22 protein-coding genes and 2 pseudogenes are annotated in these 18,391 nt (G+C 58.9%); 5 read left to right on the forward strand and 19 right to left on the reverse strand.

All coding sequences use genetic code 11. From position 1 onward, the window contains the following. Positions 1 to 154 precede the first annotated feature (154 nt). On the forward strand, positions 155 to 1,588 hold the full coding sequence (locus NANH_RS0110090) for a hypothetical protein (RefSeq protein ID WP_027261937.1): 1,434 nt from the start codon (positions 155 to 157) through the stop codon (positions 1,586 to 1,588). Here NANH_RS0110090 and NANH_RS28925 read toward each other — a convergent pair. Continuing rightward, complete coding sequence (locus NANH_RS28925) at positions 1,581 to 2,132, reverse strand: hypothetical protein (protein WP_139236698.1); 552 nt, start codon at positions 2,130 to 2,132, stop codon at positions 1,581 to 1,583. The two genes, NANH_RS0110090 and NANH_RS28925, sit on opposite strands and share 8 nt — an antisense overlap. 592 nt (positions 2,133 to 2,724) lie before the next feature. Then, positions 2,725 to 3,312, reverse strand: coding sequence for a DUF805 domain-containing protein (locus NANH_RS27425; protein WP_051372334.1), 588 nt, complete (start codon positions 3,310 to 3,312; stop codon positions 2,725 to 2,727). Positions 3,313 to 3,542: 230 nt separating this feature from the next. Here NANH_RS27425 and NANH_RS28480 point away from each other — a divergent pair, with 230 nt between their 5' ends. From NANH_RS28480 to NANH_RS28930, 4 genes are read left to right on the forward strand one after another with little or no spacing between them, the layout of a single operon-like run. Continuing rightward, entirely contained in the window at positions 3,543 to 3,710 is a 168-nt protein-coding gene (locus tag NANH_RS28480; RefSeq protein WP_154665568.1) for a hypothetical protein, read from the forward strand. Beyond that, positions 3,703 to 3,894, forward strand: coding sequence for a hypothetical protein (locus NANH_RS0110110; protein ID WP_027261938.1), 192 nt, complete (start codon positions 3,703 to 3,705; stop codon positions 3,892 to 3,894). The genes NANH_RS28480 and NANH_RS0110110 overlap by 8 nt, the downstream gene beginning before the upstream one ends. Positions 3,895 to 3,934: 40 nt before the next feature. Further along, a complete protein-coding gene (locus NANH_RS0110115) occupies positions 3,935 to 5,236 on the forward strand; it encodes a DUF6538 domain-containing protein (protein ID WP_027261939.1) in 1,302 nt (433 codons plus the stop codon). Beyond that, on the forward strand, positions 5,230 to 5,403 hold the full coding sequence (locus NANH_RS28930) for a hypothetical protein (RefSeq protein WP_169730248.1): 174 nt from the start codon (positions 5,230 to 5,232) through the stop codon (positions 5,401 to 5,403). The genes NANH_RS0110115 and NANH_RS28930 overlap by 7 nt, the downstream gene beginning before the upstream one ends. Positions 5,404 to 5,649: 246 nt before the next feature. On the opposite strand, the gene NANH_RS0110125 is transcribed toward NANH_RS28930, so the two are convergent. From NANH_RS0110125 to secF, 17 genes and pseudogenes are all read right to left on the reverse strand, one after another. After that, positions 5,650 to 6,312 (reverse strand): hypothetical protein, encoded by a 663-nt coding sequence (locus tag NANH_RS0110125; RefSeq protein ID WP_027261940.1) that lies wholly within the window; start codon positions 6,310 to 6,312, stop codon positions 5,650 to 5,652. Positions 6,313 to 7,104: 792 nt separating this feature from the next. Beyond that, positions 7,105 to 8,235: pseudogene (locus NANH_RS0110130) on the reverse strand (IS3 family transposase). A 127-nt stretch (positions 8,236 to 8,362) separates the two neighbouring features. Beyond that, positions 8,363 to 8,770: a hypothetical protein gene (locus NANH_RS0110140; RefSeq protein WP_027261942.1), complete on the reverse strand. Its 408-nt coding sequence runs from the start codon at positions 8,768 to 8,770 to the stop codon at positions 8,363 to 8,365. Then, a complete protein-coding gene (locus NANH_RS0110145; protein ID WP_027261943.1) occupies positions 8,767 to 9,474 on the reverse strand; it encodes an ABC transporter ATP-binding protein in 708 nt (235 codons plus the stop codon). Before NANH_RS0110145 ends, NANH_RS0110140 begins: the two co-directional genes overlap by 4 nt. A gap of 4 nt (positions 9,475 to 9,478) precedes the next feature. Next, positions 9,479 to 10,615, reverse strand: a complete 1,137-nt coding sequence (locus tag NANH_RS0110150; protein ID WP_027261944.1) for an ABC transporter permease — start codon at positions 10,613 to 10,615, stop codon at positions 9,479 to 9,481. Continuing rightward, positions 10,612 to 11,766: an efflux RND transporter periplasmic adaptor subunit gene (locus tag NANH_RS25930; protein ID WP_036049668.1), complete on the reverse strand. Its 1,155-nt coding sequence runs from the start codon at positions 11,764 to 11,766 to the stop codon at positions 10,612 to 10,614. The genes NANH_RS0110150 and NANH_RS25930 overlap by 4 nt, the downstream gene beginning before the upstream one ends. Beyond that, positions 11,763 to 12,377: a TetR/AcrR family transcriptional regulator gene (locus NANH_RS0110160; RefSeq protein WP_027261945.1), complete on the reverse strand. Its 615-nt coding sequence runs from the start codon at positions 12,375 to 12,377 to the stop codon at positions 11,763 to 11,765. Before NANH_RS0110160 ends, NANH_RS25930 begins: the two co-directional genes overlap by 4 nt. A gap of 58 nt (positions 12,378 to 12,435) precedes the next feature. Next, a complete protein-coding gene (locus NANH_RS29070) occupies positions 12,436 to 12,942 on the reverse strand; it encodes a hypothetical protein (protein WP_175543433.1) in 507 nt (168 codons plus the stop codon). A 103-nt stretch (positions 12,943 to 13,045) separates the two neighbouring features. Beyond that, positions 13,046 to 13,249 (reverse strand): annotated as a pseudogene (locus NANH_RS25935) (ArsR family transcriptional regulator); the annotation flags it as partial. 227 nt (positions 13,250 to 13,476) lie between these two features. Continuing rightward, entirely contained in the window at positions 13,477 to 14,028 is a 552-nt protein-coding gene (locus tag NANH_RS0110175; RefSeq protein ID WP_027261947.1) for a DsbE family thiol:disulfide interchange protein, read from the reverse strand. Next, a complete protein-coding gene (gene ccmD / locus NANH_RS0110180) occupies positions 14,021 to 14,179 on the reverse strand; it encodes a heme exporter protein CcmD (RefSeq protein ID WP_027261948.1) in 159 nt (52 codons plus the stop codon). The genes NANH_RS0110175 and ccmD overlap by 8 nt, the downstream gene beginning before the upstream one ends. Continuing rightward, a complete protein-coding gene (locus tag NANH_RS0110185; RefSeq protein WP_027261949.1) occupies positions 14,176 to 14,949 on the reverse strand; it encodes a heme ABC transporter permease in 774 nt (257 codons plus the stop codon). Before NANH_RS0110185 ends, ccmD begins: the two co-directional genes overlap by 4 nt. 45 nt (positions 14,950 to 14,994) lie before the next feature. Further along, on the reverse strand, positions 14,995 to 15,651 hold the full coding sequence (ccmB, locus tag NANH_RS0110190; protein WP_027261950.1) for a heme exporter protein CcmB: 657 nt from the start codon (positions 15,649 to 15,651) through the stop codon (positions 14,995 to 14,997). Further along, positions 15,648 to 16,262 (reverse strand): heme ABC exporter ATP-binding protein CcmA, encoded by a 615-nt coding sequence (gene ccmA / locus NANH_RS0110195; protein WP_027261951.1) that lies wholly within the window; start codon positions 16,260 to 16,262, stop codon positions 15,648 to 15,650. The genes ccmB and ccmA overlap by 4 nt, the downstream gene beginning before the upstream one ends. 47 nt (positions 16,263 to 16,309) lie before the next feature. Next, positions 16,310 to 16,663, reverse strand: a complete 354-nt coding sequence (locus tag NANH_RS0110200; RefSeq protein WP_027261952.1) for an Mth938-like domain-containing protein — start codon at positions 16,661 to 16,663, stop codon at positions 16,310 to 16,312. A gap of 13 nt (positions 16,664 to 16,676) precedes the next feature. Then, entirely contained in the window at positions 16,677 to 17,429 is a 753-nt protein-coding gene (locus NANH_RS0110205) for a sulfite exporter TauE/SafE family protein (protein WP_027261953.1), read from the reverse strand. Continuing rightward, positions 17,422 to 18,390, reverse strand: coding sequence for a protein translocase subunit SecF (gene secF, locus NANH_RS0110210; protein ID WP_027261954.1), 969 nt, complete (start codon positions 18,388 to 18,390; stop codon positions 17,422 to 17,424). The genes NANH_RS0110205 and secF overlap by 8 nt, the downstream gene beginning before the upstream one ends. Position 18,391: the final 1 nt, after the last annotated feature.

The raw sequence follows: 18,391 nt of genomic DNA on the forward strand, positions 1-18,391 counted from the left end.
TGGATGTCTCGGGACTAGCCGGAGATCCCTCTCTTCCCTAGTTCTTGGGGTTCTAAGGCTAGGGGAATAGGTATAAGTAATGAATAGAAAGCGGAGGGAAGAGACCCCAGTGTTATCCTTCCTTCCTGACCTAGAATAAGAAGATAGGTGGACTATGGGAGACATAGAGAACCCTTGGCACTCCCGCCCGATCGACGTCCACAGGTGGTCCGACCATCCCGAGGTGGCGCAACTGTGCGATCGGATCTGGGACGAGTACCTGCCCACCGACCAGACGTCGGGGCCGAAGCCCAGGACAGCCTTCCGCCATCAACTGCGCGTATTGATCTTGGATCTGTATGTTGCTTGGCTTGAAGACCCGGAACTGTGCATCGGCGTTTCGATGTCTTCAAACTACTGGGATACGAATTCCCGATACAACGCTATTCATATCTCAAGGAAGATCGTCCCCATCATCCGAGTATTAGCGGCTGCTGACCTGCTGGATCTAGCTCGTGGCAGTTACTCGGGCCCTTATGTCCGGGGCAACAGAACAACGAGAATTCGGGCTTCAGAGGTATTACAGGGGTGGTTCGCTGAGGTGACGTTCCAGCGTGATGACATCGGTCGGGCAGAGAACGAAGAGATCATTGTTCTTCGGGATGCAGAAGACGGAGCGCTGGTAGAATATGAAGACAGCGACGAGATCATCAGGATGCGGGAAGAACTACGACGCTACAATGAGGTCATAGCAGGCGCTTTCATTGATATACCGGTTCTCGATGAACCCAAGATCGACGATGTTTCGACCGATCACCATCATCGACTGACGCGGCGTATCTTCAGCCGATCGGACTGGAACCTGAATGGGCGTTTCCACGGCGGCTGGTGGCAACAGATCAATAGCGACTGGCGGTCGAAGATCTTCATCAATGACACCCCGGCGGTAGAGGTCGATTTTCGTAGCCTGCATGTTTCGCTGCTCAGCCTTGAAGACGGAGTTGAGTTGACTGACGATCCCTACGATGTGACCGACGGATTGTTGGGTGGTGTTCCTGCTGCGCTGCAAAGGAAGCTAATCAAGCGGCTGGTCCTGACTGCCATTAACGCAGGTTCGAGGGATGCGGCCTTCCGAGCATGTAGGGATGGTTTTCCAAACGGACACGTCGGGAAAACGCTGACGAACGAACAGCTTGAAGTGTTGCTGGCAGCATTCCTCAAGAACGTTCCACATCTTGAGGGCTATCTATTCGCCGATCAGGGAATTCGGTTGATGAACCTTGATGCCAAGATCATCGAACGGGTTCATCGGCACTTCACGGAGCAGGATGTTCCTGTTCTTTCCGTGCATGACAGTTGCATAGTCGATTACACGCGGGTCGGAGAACTGAAGCGGGTGATGGCTGAAGCATCCGAAGCGGTCGCTGGGCGAGCTTTGCCTATAGCGAACCAATTCTACGGGCTAGATGAACAGCAAGACCCCACCGCAGATTTCGTTCGGGACTATATCGTTTGGCGACAGACAGCGCGGTCAGACGGGTATCTTCGGCGGCTAGCTTATCATGAAGCACGAGCCGGGGTCGAGGTTGAGCCATTCGAACTCAATTAGTGGTTTCGTCGGGAAGGAAAATGTCGAGCGTGGTCATTATGATGGACGTCGCGTGTTCGAAGTTTTCATGTTGATCGTCGACGCCCCATTTCCACTTTACGCCGTGGAGCATGTTGTTCCGAAGCCGATACACGATGAGAAGAAGCGCTATGAGCTTGTCGCTTGGTTCACTGGTATGGCCGAGCAGAACGTCTTGGATTCTGGTCGCGACCTCAGTGTCTTTCCCAACCAAATGGCTAAATGACGCGTTCGCCTTACCACCCGTGATGTACCTGTTTCTAAAGTACTCATGAGCCTCTTCGAAATCACCGAGGCTGGTCCCGTTCAGCGCCTTTGTAGACACGAATTTCTCGATGGTATCCAGGCTCGCGTGAGTGCCCAACGCCTTGTATTCAAAGATACTCCAAGCCACTGTGAAATACATCAATGCGGCTTTGATGCTCTGGTTTAGGTCACGATACCCATGATGAGTTCTGCCCAACCAGCCGTCCATTTCTCTAGATGCGTCTTTCGGATTTTTCCGGAAGTCCGGTCGGGTCGCCATTTCTATCAAATCCTTTTTGGTTGCTTCGGCCCCGACGTCTGGTCGGTGGGCAGGTACTCGTCCCAGATCCGATCGCACAGTTGCGCCACCTCGGGATGGTCGGACCACCTGTGGACGTCGATCGGGCGGGAGTGCCAAGGGTTCTCTATGTCTCCCATAGTCCACCTATCTTCTTATTCTAGGTCAGGAAGGAAGGATAACACTGGGGTCTCTTCCCTCCGCTTTCTATTCATTACTTATACCTATTCCCCTAGCCTTAGAACCCCAAGAACTAGGGAAGAGAGGGATCTCCGGCTAGTCCCGAGACATCCACTCAAGCAAGGCTAACGCGGCCCCTAGGCTCGTCTCTGTATGCAAACCAACTGGGGCACTAAACGGGGGCATTTCCCCGCCAGCGGGTGGGTCGGGTGCTTGGTCTGTTGATCGGAAGATCACTGGCTGGGGTGGTAGGAGACCTTGCCCCCCGATGAACCCCAAGAGTTTTTCCCGCCAGTGGCACCGGTGGGGGCAGAAACTGGGGCGGTTTTCGATCCGATAGCGAGCCTCGTGAGCGACCAGAGCCGCTAGCTGGGGCTGAGGGTGGTGTTCGGAATTAGATCCCCTTGCCTTTGAACTCGTCGGTCGGGACGAGAAGCAAGAAGACCGTCGCTGCCAAATTGACTGGTGGCACAAGGATCAGTAGGAACCACCATTGGTTGACGCCAGTATCTCTGGTCCGTCGAACTCCAAAAGCAAGCAGTATTGCGACGCTGCTAAGGATAACCAACAGCGGCAGAACCCCAAGTTCGCTTAGCAACAAGAAGCCCAGGAACAGAGCTATCCCGACGCCCACCTGACAGATAAAGTACTCCATGCGAGATGCGCGACCAGAGAAGCTAAAAAGGTACTGCAGCCGGGGAAGTAGGGCGGAAATGGCCGCTTTGCTCCCGACCTGAGCGAATTCGTTAGCGGTCGCTGCCTGCTTGGCTGTCTCCTGAATCTTCTTTTGAGTCTTAGGATCGACGAGCGCAGAGTGGGCGCGTTTGAGCCCCAATTCAACGCTGCGGATAAAGCCCAGACCTGCAGCACCGACAAGTGCCAACACCAGCCAGATCGGTACCGGTGGGTGGATTGAAAACCACACTACCGCGAGGATGCAAGAGCAGGTTAGCACGATGACAAAAAGGAGGAAACGGTCCATTTTCAACTCATTCTATTGTTTAACTTAGCGCCCGGATTATGCCGAGTTATTGAGCAAGGAGTACCGCGTAATTTCGAAGCGGCAAGAATAAAACCAAGTGCAAACCCGCTAAGGCCCACCGAGGTCAAGTTAAACATAGCTTTGGGCATTTGAGAATAGCCGCCTGCAGTCACCCCGAAAACCGAACCCCCTCCTGTATCTAAAATAGAAGCAAATACAGGAGTTTAACCATGAAGTACCTATCCACCCTCGGCGTCATCGCCGGGGGTTTTCTTTTGACCCCACCACCCAAAGCCGTTCTGAGCACGGTGATCTGGGTCGTCGCTCGCTCACACCCCGTCGTCTCGGCGCTGGTGGTGCTTGCAGTCGTGTCAGCGTGGAGGGCGGACCATGACTGATCTGATCCTCGACCCCGGTGCCATCGTGGTGATCCGGGCCTTTGACGAGGTGCCGGAGCATCGTTTCCGGGTCGATGAAGTGCATGAAGACTGCGTGACCGGCATCGCCCTGACCGGGCCTTTGGCGGGTCACTACGGCGAACCCCCGATCGAGTTGATCCTCCGCGTCGCCGACCCCGCTTGACGGCAATCCCATACATCCCAGAACTGAAAGGAGAAGACTTATGTCTGCTCAGATTCGATATGCGTACCTGAAAGGCCATACGTGGCTCTACCGTCGCAACTACCCCAAGGACGTGGCCGTGGCACTCGGGTCCGCTGCCCTGAAGCAAAGCCTGAAGACCCGCGACGCAAACACCGCCCGAGTGCGTGCCGCTGAGATCAACGCCCGCTATGAGACGCTGGTGGTCGATGTTCGGGCTGGCGCTGAAGCGGCGTTCTCTGACTCGGAGAGCGCCCTCCACCGCTCAGGATGGTCAGGTGATGCAACTACCGCCCTTGACCACCTGCGGGCCACTCTGGAGCGCTCTGGCACTGTCCTGGAGCGCCCTGAATTCAATCCACTGGTGACCCGCCGAAAGGTATTGGTTGTGGATCAGAGCAGGGTGTACCTGAACCGCAGAAGCAATGAGTTGCGTCCCGGTGGCTTCAAGTCTGTCCGGTATTCGGTGGGGCTGTTCACGAGCAAGTACGGCGACCGGACGCTCTGCAGCCTGACGCGCGCTGATGGACGGGAGTTCCTTGGGTTGGTGGCGCGGCTGTCCCCGGTCATCGGCAAGTCGGAAAAGACGCGGGGCCTCAGCCTTGATCAACTGGTCGCCTACTCCGAGGGCTGCACCACCACGATCTCTGTGCGCACCCAGCGGCGCATCTGGTCGCAGGTGAACCACTGGCTTGAGACCTGCGTTTACGAGGGTCACCTGGAGCGGAACCCCTTCAAGTCCGTTCTGTTCGACCAGAAGGTCCGGCCCAAGCCCTATGCGGTGCTAACCGACGAGGAAGTATCGAGACTGCTCGGGGCCAAGGACGAGCTATACCCGGTTCTGCTGACCTGCCTGCTTTCAGGGATGCGGGCTGGGGAAGCGGTTGGGCTCCTGCGGGAAGACCTCGTGGCTAAGGGCAATCTCGGGTGCTTCGTTCATGTCAGACCCAATGAGCTTCGACTGCTGAAGACGGAAGCAGCGGAGCGGCTGGTTCCGGTCCACCCGGCTCTGGATGAGACACTCCGGGGGTTGCCATCGGCTGGCCCGCTGTTTCCGGGTCGAACCGTGGCGCAGGTCACCAAGGGGTTTGCGGCGCTTCGAAAACGTCTGGCGATCGAGCGTCCAGGGCTGGTGTTTCATTCGACCCGAAAGTGGTTCGTGACCCAGTGCGAGCGAACAGGCGTCCCGGAACACTTCACGGCTTCTGTGGTCGGGCACCAGTCGGCGCGGTCAGAAAATGGGTTGACCTACGGGATCTACTCGGCAGGCATAAGCGACGAGCAGAAGCGCGGCATCGTTGACCAGATCCGTCTGCCATGCTGATCCCCGACATCGACGCGTTCGAAGAGAGGGCCGCTATCGCTGAATTCGATGGCGGGTTATCTCGCCGAGCGGCTGAAGATCTGGCCGCTCAAGCGCAGGGGTTCGCCAACGCTGATGCCTACTGGCAGTGGCTGGCTGACTACGTCGTGACCCGGAAGATACCATGATCCTAACCTCGGCGGGCCCTAGCGGGTTTGCCGGGGCTTCCACTTTACTTTTTTTCATTGCGAGTTGCTCACCGCTGGTGGCACGGGTCGCAAGCCGCCCCCAATGGGTTGGGAGAGGCGAGGGATCAACGACTTGGTGCGCGAGGTCAGAGAAATCTAGCGAACCGTTTGAAGCCAACTACCTGAAAATACTATCACCCCGGGCGGGTTACTGATGTAACATGTGGAAAGTTTAGGCAGGCTGGATTAGGTGATGCGTGAGCGTCGCCGCGCCCCAATACCCAGTGTCAATAGCCCTATCGCCAGAAGCGGTGCAGCGGCAGGCAGAGGAACGGGGGCGATTTCGGTGATGGTGAGATTTCTCAGATTGAAACCAGCAGTTGTCATACCATATTCATACAAATTGTTGTTCAAATAGAATCCACCGCCACTCGCACCGTCGACGAGCGACAGGCTGCCTTCACCCGTCACCGGATCGCCGCGCAGATACCATTCTCCAAGGCCAAAGACAGACATGAGTCTAAAGCCAGTCAAATCAAATGCCGTCGAACCTACGAAAGCAGACATCCGGTTAAGATCAGAACACAGAAATCCGCTATGACAATCGACGGTTTGGAGTTCTAATTCATCGCCCTGCAAACGCATTGCGACATGCCCGGTCTGACCCATCAGGTTGGACCATCTATGAGCGCCTGCCGCCATGATCTCTTGGTAGAAGGGGTCGGCGTGGCTTATTTCCCGGAGCGTCCCATCGCCTCCAAATCGCGAACTCTCATACAAGGTGCCGACGGAAAACGATGATCCCACCACATCAAATTCGTAGCTGATGGTTTTGGCTTCGGCCTGAGTGGAATGCATTCCAAACAGAAGTCCGGTTATCATCAATAAGCGAAACATTTCGAAATCCATTTTTGTGAAACAGCGTATCTTGGCACGCTTTCAAAAACTCACGAACGTGTCAAGCAAACTGAGAAACTGACTCGAAAATAGATTCTCGAACTCAGACCGTACCGCTACCGGCTGGCGGAGTGCTGCTACTTACCGGGTTACCGGACCTAGCTGCGGCGGCAGGGTTCGGCTACCGAAAGAAGCGGGCCAACTAGTCCGTCACCACCAGAACCAAGCAGTCCAGCGTGTGAGGTACTGCGGCGGGGTGTCGGGCACACCAGCACACCAGCGCCCCACCAGCCAGCTAGCCGCTCCAATGACTAGTCCAGGGGCTCAGGGAGGCTCGCTATCGGATCGAAAACCGCCCCAGTTTCTGCCCCCACCGGTGCCACTGGCGGGAAAAACTCTTGGGGTTCATCGGGGGGCAAGGTCTCCTACCACCCCAGCCAGTGATCTTCCGATCAACAGACCAAGCACCCGACCCACCCGCTGGCGGGGAAATGCCCCCGTTTAGTGCCCCAGTTGGTTTGCATACAGAGACGAGCCTAGGGGCCGCGTTAGCCTTGCTTGAGTGGATGTCTCGGGACTAGCCGGAGATCCCTCTCTTCCCTAGTTCTTGGGGTTCTAAGGCTAGGGGAATAGGTATAAGTAATGAATAGAAAGCGGAAGGGAAGAGGACCCGGTGTTATCCTTCCTTCCCGACCTAGAATAAGAAGATAGGTGGACAATGGGAGACATAGAGGACCCTTGGCACTCCCGCCCGATCGACGTCCACTGGACGTGTCGCGCTTTTGTGCTGTCCCAAGTGCTCGTTTAAGCCACGTTCCGTTCGAAGGCGACCGGGCTTTTCCAACCCAATGCTGAGTGCCGTCGACGCGGATTGTAGAAGCCGTTGATGTATTCGAAGATCGCGATCGCGGCTTGCCGCCTTGTTTCCCACGACCGTCGCCAGATCAGCTCGGCCTTGATGGTCTTGAAGAAGGTTTCGACGGCAGCGTTGTCGTAACAATTGCCTTTTCCACTCATCGATACCTCGAAGCCATGCTGACGCAGGATCTTCTGGTAGTCGTGGGAACAGTATTGGCTGCCGCGGTCCGTGTGATGGATGCAGCCCCTGGGCGGCGCACGGAACGCAATGGCCATGTTCAACGCCCGGATCTCCAGGTCCCGCTTCATGCGATTGCTGACGGCCCAGCCGATGACCCGCCGGGAATGCAGATCAAGGATGACCGCCAGATACAGCCAGCCTTCTTGGGTCCAGACATAACTGATGTCGCCCGCCCATTTCCGGTTCGGACGGGCTGCCGAGAAGTCCCGGTTCAGCAGGTTCGGTGCGATGTTGAAGCTGTGGTCGCTGTCCGTGGTCGCCTTGAACGTCCTGTTCCTTCTAACCGCAATGCCGTTATCACGCATCAAGCGTCCGATGCGGCGGTGGCCGACTGGCAGGCCCAACTCTTCCAATTCCTCGGTCATGCGTGGCCGGCCATAGCTGCCGAGAGACAGGGCGAACTGTTCACGGATATGAGCCGGCACAACCATGTCCTTGCGTTGGCTCTGGCTGAGGGGACGGCTTCGGAAGGCCCCATACCCCGGCGGGCTGACATCCATGATCTGGCACAGCCATTGGACGGGCGACATTTCGGCGTGCTTTGCGATGAAAGCGAACCTCATTTGCTTCGCTCCGCAAAGAACTGGGTGGCCTTTTTTAGCACGTCCCTCTCCTCCCGGAGCATACGGTTCTCTTTCCGCAGCTCGGCGACCTCGCGCTCGAGATCGGATTGGGCGGCTGGCTTCTCGGGATTGCGCCGATCCTGCTGGATCCAGCGGCTCAACGTCGAGAAGCCGACGCCAAAATCTGCTGCAACCTGCCTACGCGGCAAACCGCTCGTCAACGCTAGCCGCCACTGCCTCGGCGCGGAATTCCGGGGTTGGTTTCACTACCATGATGTCTCTCCTTTGTGGCAAAATACCAAGTCAAAGGAGCGGAACAATTCCGTGACAGGTCCAAACTGCTTACCGCACGGTTCGTGCGCACGCTGGCAGAAAGCACCCGGCATCGGACCGGGGCTGCTCATCGTTCAGACGTTGATCCGAATTGCCGCCAGGCCAAAACCGAAATAACCGCCCAGACGCCTGTACGCAGGGTCATCTCGCCGACGGTACGGGCTTCATAGGTACCGCCTTGCAGAACATGCATGCCAAAGCCCAGGAAAACCAAAACGGTACAGCCGAAGATGCCCAACGAGATCCATACCGCTGGACGGTGCCGCAGAAACAGCCCGACGCCGGCCACGACATAGGCGAACCCGGCCAGGAAGTTGAACCATAGCACGAAGGGCACGGCATCGCCCACCGCCGCACGGGCCTCGGCCCCGCCGAACAAGGCACGCCCACCCGAAAAGACGGTCAGCACCCCAAACACGATGGCCACAGCCGCCGCGATCTTCAGGGTATTGCTGCCAGAGTTTGCCTCGGTCATGCCATATCTCCCCCGTCAAGCCGCCCATCGCGCAGATGGAACAGTTTGTCGAACCGGTCATAGATCTTTTCGTCATGCGTCACCGCAATGATACAAGCATCCTGTTCGGCGGCAAGTTTGCGCAGCAGATCCATCACGATCCCCGCCCGCTTGCTGTCGAGCGCGGCTGTTGGTTCGTCGGCCAGAATGATACGCGGGCTATTGGCCAGAGCGCGGGCGATGGCGACCCGCTGCGCCTCGCCGCCCGACAGAAGTGCCGGCATCGAATCCTTGCGGTGACCAACCTCCAGGTAGTCCAGCAATTCAAGGGCGCGCCGTTGCGCTTCGGTTGCGGATTTCCCGGCCAGTTTCAGGACAAGCGCCACATTATCCTTGGCATCGAGAAACGGCAACAGATTGTGGAATTGAAAAATGAACCCGATCTTGTCCAGCCTCAGCTTGCGCAGGTCGCTGCGAAGCCAGCGGTTGTCATAGACCAGTTCATCGTCCAACGTGACCTTGCCAGCGCTCGGATCGATAATGCAGCCAATGACGTTCAGAAGCGTCGTTTTTCCCGATCCGGACGGGCCGAGCAGCGCCACCACTTCGCCTGCATGCACCGCAAGATCGATATCCTTCAGGGCATCGACACGGGCATCGCCTTCGCCGAAATGTTTGGAGACATTGGCCACATCGACAATCACCCGGCGCGGGTCCACGGACATCGCCCTATCCCCCGATCGCAGTGGCCGGATCGACCTTGAGCGCCGCGCGCACGCCAAGTCCGCTGGCGGCGATGCAGACAACCAGAATGATCCCGGCCAGGGCGGCGGCGTTGATCGGCTCCAGCACCACCCGGCGTGGGAAATAGTCCTTGACCAGCAGGATCAGGATCAAACCAAAGCTCCATCCGACCGCACCCAGGGCCAATGATTGCTGCACGATCAAGCCGATGATGGTGCGATCAGGCGCGCCGATCAGCTTTAGTGTGGCAATCTGCTTCAGCTTTTCCATGGTCATGGTGTAGATGATCAGCGCAATCACCACTGCCGAAACGGTCAGCAGGATGCCGAGAAACAGGCCGATCTGCCGCTTGGCGCGATCCACGACAGAGAGCAGCAATATTGATTCCTGATCGGCCTGTGTCAGGGCCGTCAGATGCTTCCACTGCTGCACCGTCTGCGCCACGGCCTGTGGGTCAGCGTTCGGCTTCAGCCGCGCGATCACGGCTGCGACGCTATCCTGGCTTTCCAGCAGCCCGGCACCTCGCGCCTCCTGAACGCGCTGCGCCGCAGGTGCCAGCTGAGTTTGCAGCACCTGGGCGTCACGCAGTGTTATGAACGCCGCAGGATCTCCGCCCGAGTTCGTCGTATCTTCGACCAGTCCAACAACCGTGAATGGGTTGCGCCCCAACCGGATCACGTCGCCGATGGACAGGCCGGATTTGACATCGGCCACGATCTCGAAATGCGATTGTTCAATTCCGCGCCCCTGCGAGACCACATCTGGACCGCCGGGGCGGCCTGGCTCGTAGCCGATAAGATAAAGCCGCAGCGTATCGCCGCGAAAAGGTGCTTCGACGGTCTGATAGGTGATGCTGCCGGCTGCGACCACGCCATGCAGCCTCGCCACCGCATCGCGGGTACCGCCGGGAAGTTTCGACGCTTCGGCAAAAGGCCCCTGGGTGCCGGATTCAACGACCCACAGGTCGACCTGCGGCGCCTTGACGATATTCAGCGCGTCAGAAACCAACCCGTTGTAGATGCCGATCATCGCCAGAACGACCGCCATCAGCAGACTCAGCCCCAGACAGGTCAGTACGAAGCGGAACAGGTTGTGGCGCACATCGCGGTAGGCAAGATTCATGGCCCATTCCCCCCTGACACGCGCACCAAACGACCCTCGGCCAAGCCCTTGGCCGGGGTGGAAATGACGCGCGCGCCATCGGGCAGATCGCTGACCAGTTCGACGCGTGCATCTTCGGTCCGGTAACCGAATACCGCCGACACCCGCGCTGCACGTCCGTCCTGCGCAATCCAGATGCGTCCTTCATGCCCGTCAAACCCGGTTATGGCGATCTCCGGAACCAGCAGGGCTTTGGTCAGTTCGGCCACCGTGATCCGCACCTCTGCCTGCTCGCCCAGAAAAACCTGCACCGGGCATTGTTCGCAGGCAATCCAGACCCGGCGCTCCTCGTTCACCCGGTCGCTTTCGATCCCGATCCGTACGATCTTTCCGCTGAACACTTGATGAGGCAGAGATCGCAACCGCACTTCGGCGGTTTGCCCGATCGACAGTGCCCCGGCGCGCTCTTCGTCGACATAGGCCAGCGTCCAGACCGTCGCCGGGTCCATCAGGGTAAATATTCGCTCACCCGCGCGGACAACGGTTCCGGTTTCGACATGGCGCTCGACGATCACCGCATCAAAGGGTGCCCGCAGAACGTGTTGGTTAAGCAGCACACGCTCGAATTGCAGGGCTGCCTCGGCATCTTTGTGCATGGACCTCGCCACCTCGGCTTCGCTTGCCGCGACGGCCAGATCGGCTGCGGCGACATCGACATCACGTTGCGCCTCTTCAGCAGCTTCGGCCGAAACGGCATTGCGGCCCGCAAGTTCCTTCCGCCGCGTATTGGTCGCCTCCCGCTGCGCCAGAATGGCGCGGGCACGAGTCACGCTCGCTTCTGCCTTTGCCAACGTGGCCTTTGCGGCAGCAACGCCAGCCTCGGCCCGCGCAACCCGCGCCTGCTGTTGCGCCGGATGAAGGCGGGCCAGAACCTGTCCCTTGGAAACCGCATCTCCGCTGTCGACATCAAGCGCGGACAGGGCCGCACCAAGCTCGAAACCGACGTCCGAAACGATCCTGGCCTCGACCGTGCCCAATCCGTAAATGCGAATCGGGACATCATGTGCAACAGATGCGATAGAAACACGGATCGGGCGCTCCATCAGGAAAAACCAGCCAAAGCTAACACCAGCCACGGCAAGAACAGCGGCCAAGACAATGCGATGCTTCATCGTAAGCTCTCCGGATTGGGAAGACGGATCAACCGTATTTGCGCGTCAAGCAGGCGGCGCCCTTCAGTCACAAGAGCAAACCCTCGCTGGCCCAATGTCCATCGCATCGCCAGCCCCTGCACCAGCGATACCAGCAACAGCGCTCCGTCTTCGGGGGGCAAGCCGGGGTCGAACAGACCCGCTTTCTGACCCTCGGCCAGCTCGCGGGTCAACATCGCGACCAACTGGGTCATCAGGGCAAGAACGGATCGGCGCAGGTCGTCGTTTTCCACCTGCAACTCGCGCGAAAACAGGATCGACGGGATTGCCGGCATGGCCTCGATCTGGCGCAACTGCCCGAGGATCAACGCTTCGATCCGAGGCCCCGGATCGTCCGACGACGCCAGCGCTTCAGCCCAGGTCGCCTTCAGGCGCTCAGAGATCAACGCGGTCACAGCTAACCACAGATCCTGTTTGGTTCGAAAATGCCGAAAAATGGCCGGCTGCGTCAGGCCGACCGCATCGGCAACGGCTTGCGTCGTCAGGCGATCCGGACCCAATTCATCCGCAAGGCGCAGCACGGCGGCTGCGATCTCGGCCTTGCGCTCGTCTGCAGGCTTGCGACTCAACATGTGATATTGCCACATATGTTAGTGATTAATAACTTACTAATATGGGCAACCCACCCTGTCAAGTAAAACGCCAGGAGATCACGGCTTCGTTTGCCCAGATCATCGCCAGTGCCGGACTCAAAAACGGCAGAACGCCCCCTTTCTCCGCCTCTATGTGCAGACCAGAAGGTCGGCGGCAGTGCGCGCAGCGGTTCCGGCCTGACGTCAGAACCGGAAAGGTCCACCACACCAGCGAAGTCCGATTGCGGCAAGGTCGACCCCGCCAACCCGGTGGCCACGACTGCGATGAAGATCGCAATGGAAAAACCGAAACGAGGCAGATCGCGGCACTCCTCCAACCGGCAAGCCCGAACAACAGGCCCAGGCCGACCGGTCCGACCATCGGACCGGCGATCAGAAATGAGAAGCTCGCACCCGAAGGAACGCCCGCCGAAACGAAGACGATCGGCGTCAGCAACATCAGCACCTTCGGAACGTCATAGGCAAAAAAGGCAATGGCATTGCCGGTGTGACTGTCGTGCGCCACTGGAATGAGCGACGTTACCCATTCCGAGAACGGGATCAACTGGCCGTATCACAGCCACCAAAACACGCCTGCTGCGATAACGCCCGAGACCGGAGACAGTCGAACGCACCCGGCCGTATGTGCGAATCATGGGCTTCGGTTGTCATGCGACTTCGCTTTCCTGTTCTGCCGTGAGTGCCAATGCCGCATTGAGCACCGCGGCGATCTCGCGCGCAATCTCAGGGGGGCGCGGAGAACGCATCCATTGCGCATAGCGCCGATCGGTCACCAGACCGGCGTGCCTGAGAACTCGCATGTGCCGGAACATCCGGCTTTGCGTTGCGCCAAGTGCCTGCATCAATTCGCAGACGCAATGCTCTTAGCTGACCTTCGGCATTGGCATCGCGTCAACGCGCGCCGACCGGGCCAAGGCGAGTGCCGCGACCGATTGGGTCCGCCGCTCCACAAATGAATTCGAGTGCAGGCGCCTTCGCCCCTTGCACGCTACGGATTAGGGAGAGAGAGCGGTCGTCCTCGAATGACTTCCGAAGATTAGGCAGCATGAAAGATCGATTCGATGGTTCTGTTTGCGGATCAATCCCGCTCGTGGTCGGCAAGCGCCTTTTCCAGTTGCGGCATGAACCTCTGCTCAAAATCACTGCCCACCAACGGACCGACGAACTTGTACAACACGGTCCCGTCTCCAGCGATGATAAAAGTCTCTGGCGGCGCGGTCACGCCCCAATCGATCGAGTTGCGGCCATTGGGGTCGAAACCGATTCCGAGGAATGGATTGCCTTCGTCTGCCAAATAGGCGCGAGCCTGACTTTCCTTGTCCTTGAAATTGACACCGTAAAGGCGAATACCCTGCTCGCGCAGCCGCAAAAGGTTGGGATGCTCGGCCCGGCAGGGGGGACACCAGCTGGCCCAATAATTGATCACCGTGACTTCGCCGCTTGTCAAATCCTCTGAGTCGATACCGGGATAACCTGCAAGGGCCGCTTCCGGCAGCGGCGGCGCGAGCTGGCCGATGAATTGCGAGGGCAAAGTATCCTTGTCGGGACGGAACATGCCCACCCCCGCCAAAACTACAAATGCGGCAAAGATGATCGGAGGTGCGATCATCAAGGGTGAAAACCTAGCCATTGCGTGCCGCTCTCTCTTCAATTTCCTTCATTTCGGCCCGCACCCGGCGTCCGCGCCACAGGCTGACCACAACCAGCAGCCCCAGCAGCGCGATGGAAGCAACATAGGCCGACAGCACCGTGTCGGCGTATTTCCCGAGCTCCGGCATCATGCCCCTACCCTTTCGCGTGCCAACAAGGCCCGGATCCGTCTTGCCCGGATCTCGGTGCCGGTGCGATACAACACCAACGCCACGAACAGAAGGACAAAACCCACAATGCAAACAAGCAAGGGGTAAAAGAACACGTTGCTGACCTTTTCCTGTGTATCGCCACCGGTGACCGCCTCGATCCGCATCACCGATGCGCCCTGATGCAGCCCCTGGTTCCAGAAATTCACCGCATAGCGCGACAGGATGGCAAAAACCGAGCCGACCAGACACAGGACCGACGTCAGATCGGCAGCCGTGTCGGGGTTTTCAATCGCTTCCCACAGCGCGATGTAGCCGAGATAGAACAGAAACAGGATCAGAAACGAGGTCAGACGCGGATCCCAGGCCCACCATGTACCCCACATCGGCTGCCCCCAGATGGCCCCGGTCGCCAGTGCGATCAGCGTCATCACCACGCCCACAGGGGCCGCAGCCCGCGCCGCCAGCGCGCTGACATGATGGCGGCGGATCAGCCAGATCAGCGAGGTCAGCAGCATCATAAACCAGGCATTGATCGCCAGTAACGCCGCGGGCACATGCAGATAGATGATCTTGACGGTCGCCCCCTGCCGATAATCATCCGGGGTAAAGAAGAAGCCCCAGATCAGCCCCACTGCCAGACAGGCAGCGGCGGAGGCCCAGAAAAACGGCAGCACCCGTTCCGTGGTTGCCAGGAACTTCTTTGGATTGGCATATTCCCAGAGGGCGTTGGCTTTGGTGGAGAATGTCATGCGGCCTATCTAGTCCGAGTCGGGGGCTATCTCAATTGACAAAGGTCAACGCAGATTGACCCGCAGCACTGCGGCGCTGGCAAAGGGTAAAAGAGCTACTGTTGCGGCGGTGATCCCGGCCAGCATCAACATCGGTGTCCCGGTATCCATGCCGACAGCGCCGCGCCGCGCGGCCTCGGCGCCAAAGATCAGCGTGGGGACATAAAGCGGCAAGACCAAAAGGGACAACAACAACCCGCCACGTTTCAGCCCCACCGTCAGCGCGGCACCAAAAGTGCCGATCACCGACAGTGCCGGGGTGCCAACCAGCAGTGAAACCACCAGCCAGGAAAATCCGGCGACCGGAAGGTTCAGCAACACGCCCAGCACCGGCGCGGCCAGAACAAGCGGCAACCCCGTTGTGATCCAATGCGCCAGCGCCTTGATCGTGACGACCGCCTCCAGCGGCAGCGGCGCGGTGGCCAGCAGATCCAGCGAGCCGTCCTCCCAATCCAGCGCCAGCAGACGATCCAGAGACAGCAGGCAGGCCAGCAGCGCGCCCAGCCACAGCACACCGGGCGCAATGGTGGACAGCAGAGCCGATTGCGGCCCGACGCTGAACGGGACCATGACGGTAACGATCAGAAAAAACGCCAGGCCAAGGCCAAAACCGCCGCCAGCGCGAAAGGCCAGCTTCAGATCGCGCAGCAGCAAGGCAATCACAGGAAATCTCCGTCGAAATCCGTGACCGGGCGGGGTTTGGCGCGAAACGGACCCACATCCAGCACGGCGGCATCCAATCCCAGGTCGATATGGGTGGCAATCAGCGCGCAGCCACCTTGGCTGAGGTGCGCACGCACCGCAGTGGCGAACATGGCGACCGCGGAGACATCCAACGACACGGTGGGTTCATCCAGCACCCAGATCGGCCGCCCGGTAACCAGCAGGCGCGACAGCCCCAGACGCCGTTTTTGCCCCGCCGACAGGTTGCCTGCGTGGCGCGTCGCCAGATCGTTCAGCTCGAACGCCTCCAGTGCCGGTCGGATTTCCGCAGTGCCGAACACACTGGCCCAGAACGTCAGGTTTTCGGTTACGGTCAGCGTTGGCTTGATACCATCGGAATGACCGGCATAGGCGATGGTGTCCTCGGCCCCCGTGATGTGCCCGGACAGCGGTGGCTGCAGCCCCGCCAGCGTGCGCAGCAGCGTTGTCTTGCCAATGCCATTGGGGCCACGCACCACCAGCGCCGTGCCTGGGCGCAGATCAAAGCCCAGCCCCTGCAACACCGGAATGCCGCCCCGTGCGATGGACAAATCTGTGACAGTCAGGGTCATGCGGCTCGCATATCCGATTGCCGGGCGGCGAAAAAGATCAAAGCAACCTAAACCGGCAACAACGCCAATGCGACGCGGCGGCCCTCGGACAGAAGCACGTTGTAGGTGCGGCATGCCGAAGGCGAATTCATGACTTCCACCCCCATGCCCGCGTCTTCGATCTCAGCGCGCAATGTCTTGGGGATATGGGCGATCTCGGCCCCTGTGCCGACAAACAGGACATCCACCCGACCCGCCAGCGCCACCAATGCGGCGCTGTCCTGATAGCCGCCCCAGGGTTTGGTTCCACTTGGGCCGGTCAACACCGCGCCTTTGTGGATCTGTCCGCCGATGCGGAAGAACCCCGGTCCGTAGCCTTCGACCGGGGTTGCATCGGAATAGGTGATTTCGGTCAGACGCATCCCGTTGGTTCCTTCAACTCCACACTGGCAGACCCAACAGGGCCGAGGCGGCAATGATCGAATAGGCTACGGCGCGAAACACCCGCTCGGATTGCGGATTGAACAGGGCCGCGCCCATTCGGTTGGCCATCATATATGGCACGGTCAGCACAAGCCCCGCAATGGCTGGCTCAAGCTGAAACAACCCAAGGACCCAGAACAGGCCCAGCATCAGCCCGTCGATCATCAGAAGATACAACAGAAAGTTGGCCCGAATCGCAGAAATCGGTAATGTGCTTGCCATATAAAGCATGATGACCGGTGGCCCCGCGACACCGATGGATCCGCTGAGAAACCCACCCAACGCACCGGTTCCAAGAACCATCGGGGGCGTCAGGCTGCCATGATAGCGCCAGCCCAGCATCAGCACCACCAAAAGGCCCAGCACCACGACCGAGACCGCCCAGCTGAAAATTTGTGGCGACATATGCGCAAGGGCAAACACTCCAAGCGGCATTGCAAACACCGCCCCCAGTGCCAGCCGCGCCACATCCGGGCGGGTACCGTTGTGCAGCGCCGAGCGCAGGTTAGGCAGAGGGCCGAACAGCTCGACCGTTGTCAGAAAGATGATCGCGCCCACCGGGCTGAATACCGTACTGGCCACCGGCATGATGATCATGGCACTGCCGAACCCGGAAAATCCGCGCACCAACCCGGCCACGATCACCGTCAGCAACATCCATCCCAGACCCGGCAGCGCCAGTGCCTCGGACAGGACGTCAGGCATCCACGTTCGCGAACTGATTGCCCGACGTATTGCTGGGCTTGGACCAATCGCGTTTGACACCCAGATACAGCAGGATGCTGGAGGCCACGAAGATCGATGAATAGGTGCCCACGATCACGCCCCAGATCATCGCAAAGACAAAGCCCCGGATCACATCCCCACCCAGCACAAACAACGAAATCAACGCCAGCAAGGTCGTGAACGACGTCATGAACGTTCGGCTGAGGGTTTCGTTGATCGACAGGTTCAACACCTCGGGCAGCGACTTTTTCTTGTATTTGCGCAGGTTTTCCCGCACCCGGTCGAAAACGACCACGGTATCGTTAAGGGAATAGCCGACGATGGTGAGCAAGGCCGCAATGATGGCGAGGTCAAACTTGATCTGAAGTTCGGAAAAGATGCCAATGGTCAGGATCACGTCATGCACCAGCGCCACGACCGCGGCCAGCGCGAACTGCCATTCGAACCGCAGCCAGATATAGACCAGCACCGCCGCAATCGCCAACACCACGGCCAGCACTGCCGTCTGAATCAGCTCGCCCGACACTTTTGGCCCCACAGATTCGACCGAGACAAATTTGATTTCCGGTGCCACGGCCTTCAATGCAGCCTCGACCAACGCGATCTTGTCGGCGGTCACAGCCTCTTCATCGGCCTGCGCCTGAATGCGGATCATCGCGACGTTCTGATCATCGCCAAAGGCCGGATCGAAAACCTCGCTGATCACCACATCGCCCAGTTCCAGCTGCGCCAAGGCCGCCCGATAGGCACCCACATCGATCGGCTGTACGCTTTCCGTGCGGATCGTCGTGCCGCCACGGAAATCTATACCATAATTCAGCCCGCGAACCATGAACGAGCCAAATGCCAACAGCATCAGGAAGGTCGAAAGGCCCAACCATCGTTTCCAGTTCTTGAAGAAGTCGACCGAGGTGTTTTGCCGGACAAGTTTCAGTCGCATA

The organism is Sedimentitalea nanhaiensis DSM 24252, from assembly GCF_000473225.1.
GTDB classification, from domain to species: Bacteria; Pseudomonadota; Alphaproteobacteria; order Rhodobacterales; family Rhodobacteraceae; genus Sedimentitalea; species Sedimentitalea nanhaiensis.

Bases quoted from the DNA above. Each gene is read 5' to 3' on its own strand.
- NANH_RS0110200 (WP_027261952.1), bottom strand. From the start codon at position 16,663: ATGCGTCTGACCGAAATCACCTATTCCGATGCAACCCCGGTCGAAGGC.
- ccmA (WP_027261951.1), bottom strand. From the start codon at position 16,262: ATGACCCTGACTGTCACAGATTTGTCCATCGCACGGGGCGGCATTCCG.
- NANH_RS0110185 (WP_027261949.1), bottom strand. From the start codon at position 14,949: ATGACATTCTCCACCAAAGCCAACGCCCTCTGGGAATATGCCAATCCA.
- NANH_RS0110205 (WP_027261953.1), bottom strand. From the start codon at position 17,429: ATGCCTGACGTCCTGTCCGAGGCACTGGCGCTGCCGGGTCTGGGATGG.
- NANH_RS28480 (WP_154665568.1), top strand. From the start codon at position 3,543: ATGAAGTACCTATCCACCCTCGGCGTCATCGCCGGGGGTTTTCTTTTG.
- NANH_RS0110160 (WP_027261945.1), bottom strand. From the start codon at position 12,377: ATGTTGAGTCGCAAGCCTGCAGACGAGCGCAAGGCCGAGATCGCAGCC.
- NANH_RS27425 (WP_051372334.1), bottom strand. From the start codon at position 3,312: ATGGACCGTTTCCTCCTTTTTGTCATCGTGCTAACCTGCTCTTGCATC.
- NANH_RS0110115 (WP_027261939.1), top strand. From the start codon at position 3,935: ATGTCTGCTCAGATTCGATATGCGTACCTGAAAGGCCATACGTGGCTC.
- ccmD (WP_027261948.1), bottom strand. From the start codon at position 14,179: ATGATGCCGGAGCTCGGGAAATACGCCGACACGGTGCTGTCGGCCTAT.
- NANH_RS0110175 (WP_027261947.1), bottom strand. From the start codon at position 14,028: ATGGCTAGGTTTTCACCCTTGATGATCGCACCTCCGATCATCTTTGCC.
- NANH_RS0110150 (WP_027261944.1), bottom strand. From the start codon at position 10,615: ATGAATCTTGCCTACCGCGATGTGCGCCACAACCTGTTCCGCTTCGTA.
- NANH_RS28930 (WP_169730248.1), top strand. From the start codon at position 5,230: ATGCTGATCCCCGACATCGACGCGTTCGAAGAGAGGGCCGCTATCGCT.
- NANH_RS0110090 (WP_027261937.1), top strand. From the start codon at position 155: ATGGGAGACATAGAGAACCCTTGGCACTCCCGCCCGATCGACGTCCAC.
- NANH_RS0110145 (WP_027261943.1), bottom strand. From the start codon at position 9,474: ATGTCCGTGGACCCGCGCCGGGTGATTGTCGATGTGGCCAATGTCTCC.
- NANH_RS28925 (WP_139236698.1), bottom strand. From the start codon at position 2,132: ATGGCGACCCGACCGGACTTCCGGAAAAATCCGAAAGACGCATCTAGA.
- NANH_RS25930 (WP_036049668.1), bottom strand. From the start codon at position 11,766: ATGAAGCATCGCATTGTCTTGGCCGCTGTTCTTGCCGTGGCTGGTGTT.
- NANH_RS0110140 (WP_027261942.1), bottom strand. From the start codon at position 8,770: ATGACCGAGGCAAACTCTGGCAGCAATACCCTGAAGATCGCGGCGGCT.
- NANH_RS0110125 (WP_027261940.1), bottom strand. From the start codon at position 6,312: ATGGATTTCGAAATGTTTCGCTTATTGATGATAACCGGACTTCTGTTT.
- secF (WP_027261954.1), bottom strand. From the start codon at position 18,390: ATGCGACTGAAACTTGTCCGGCAAAACACCTCGGTCGACTTCTTCAAG.
- NANH_RS0110110 (WP_027261938.1), top strand. From the start codon at position 3,703: ATGACTGATCTGATCCTCGACCCCGGTGCCATCGTGGTGATCCGGGCC.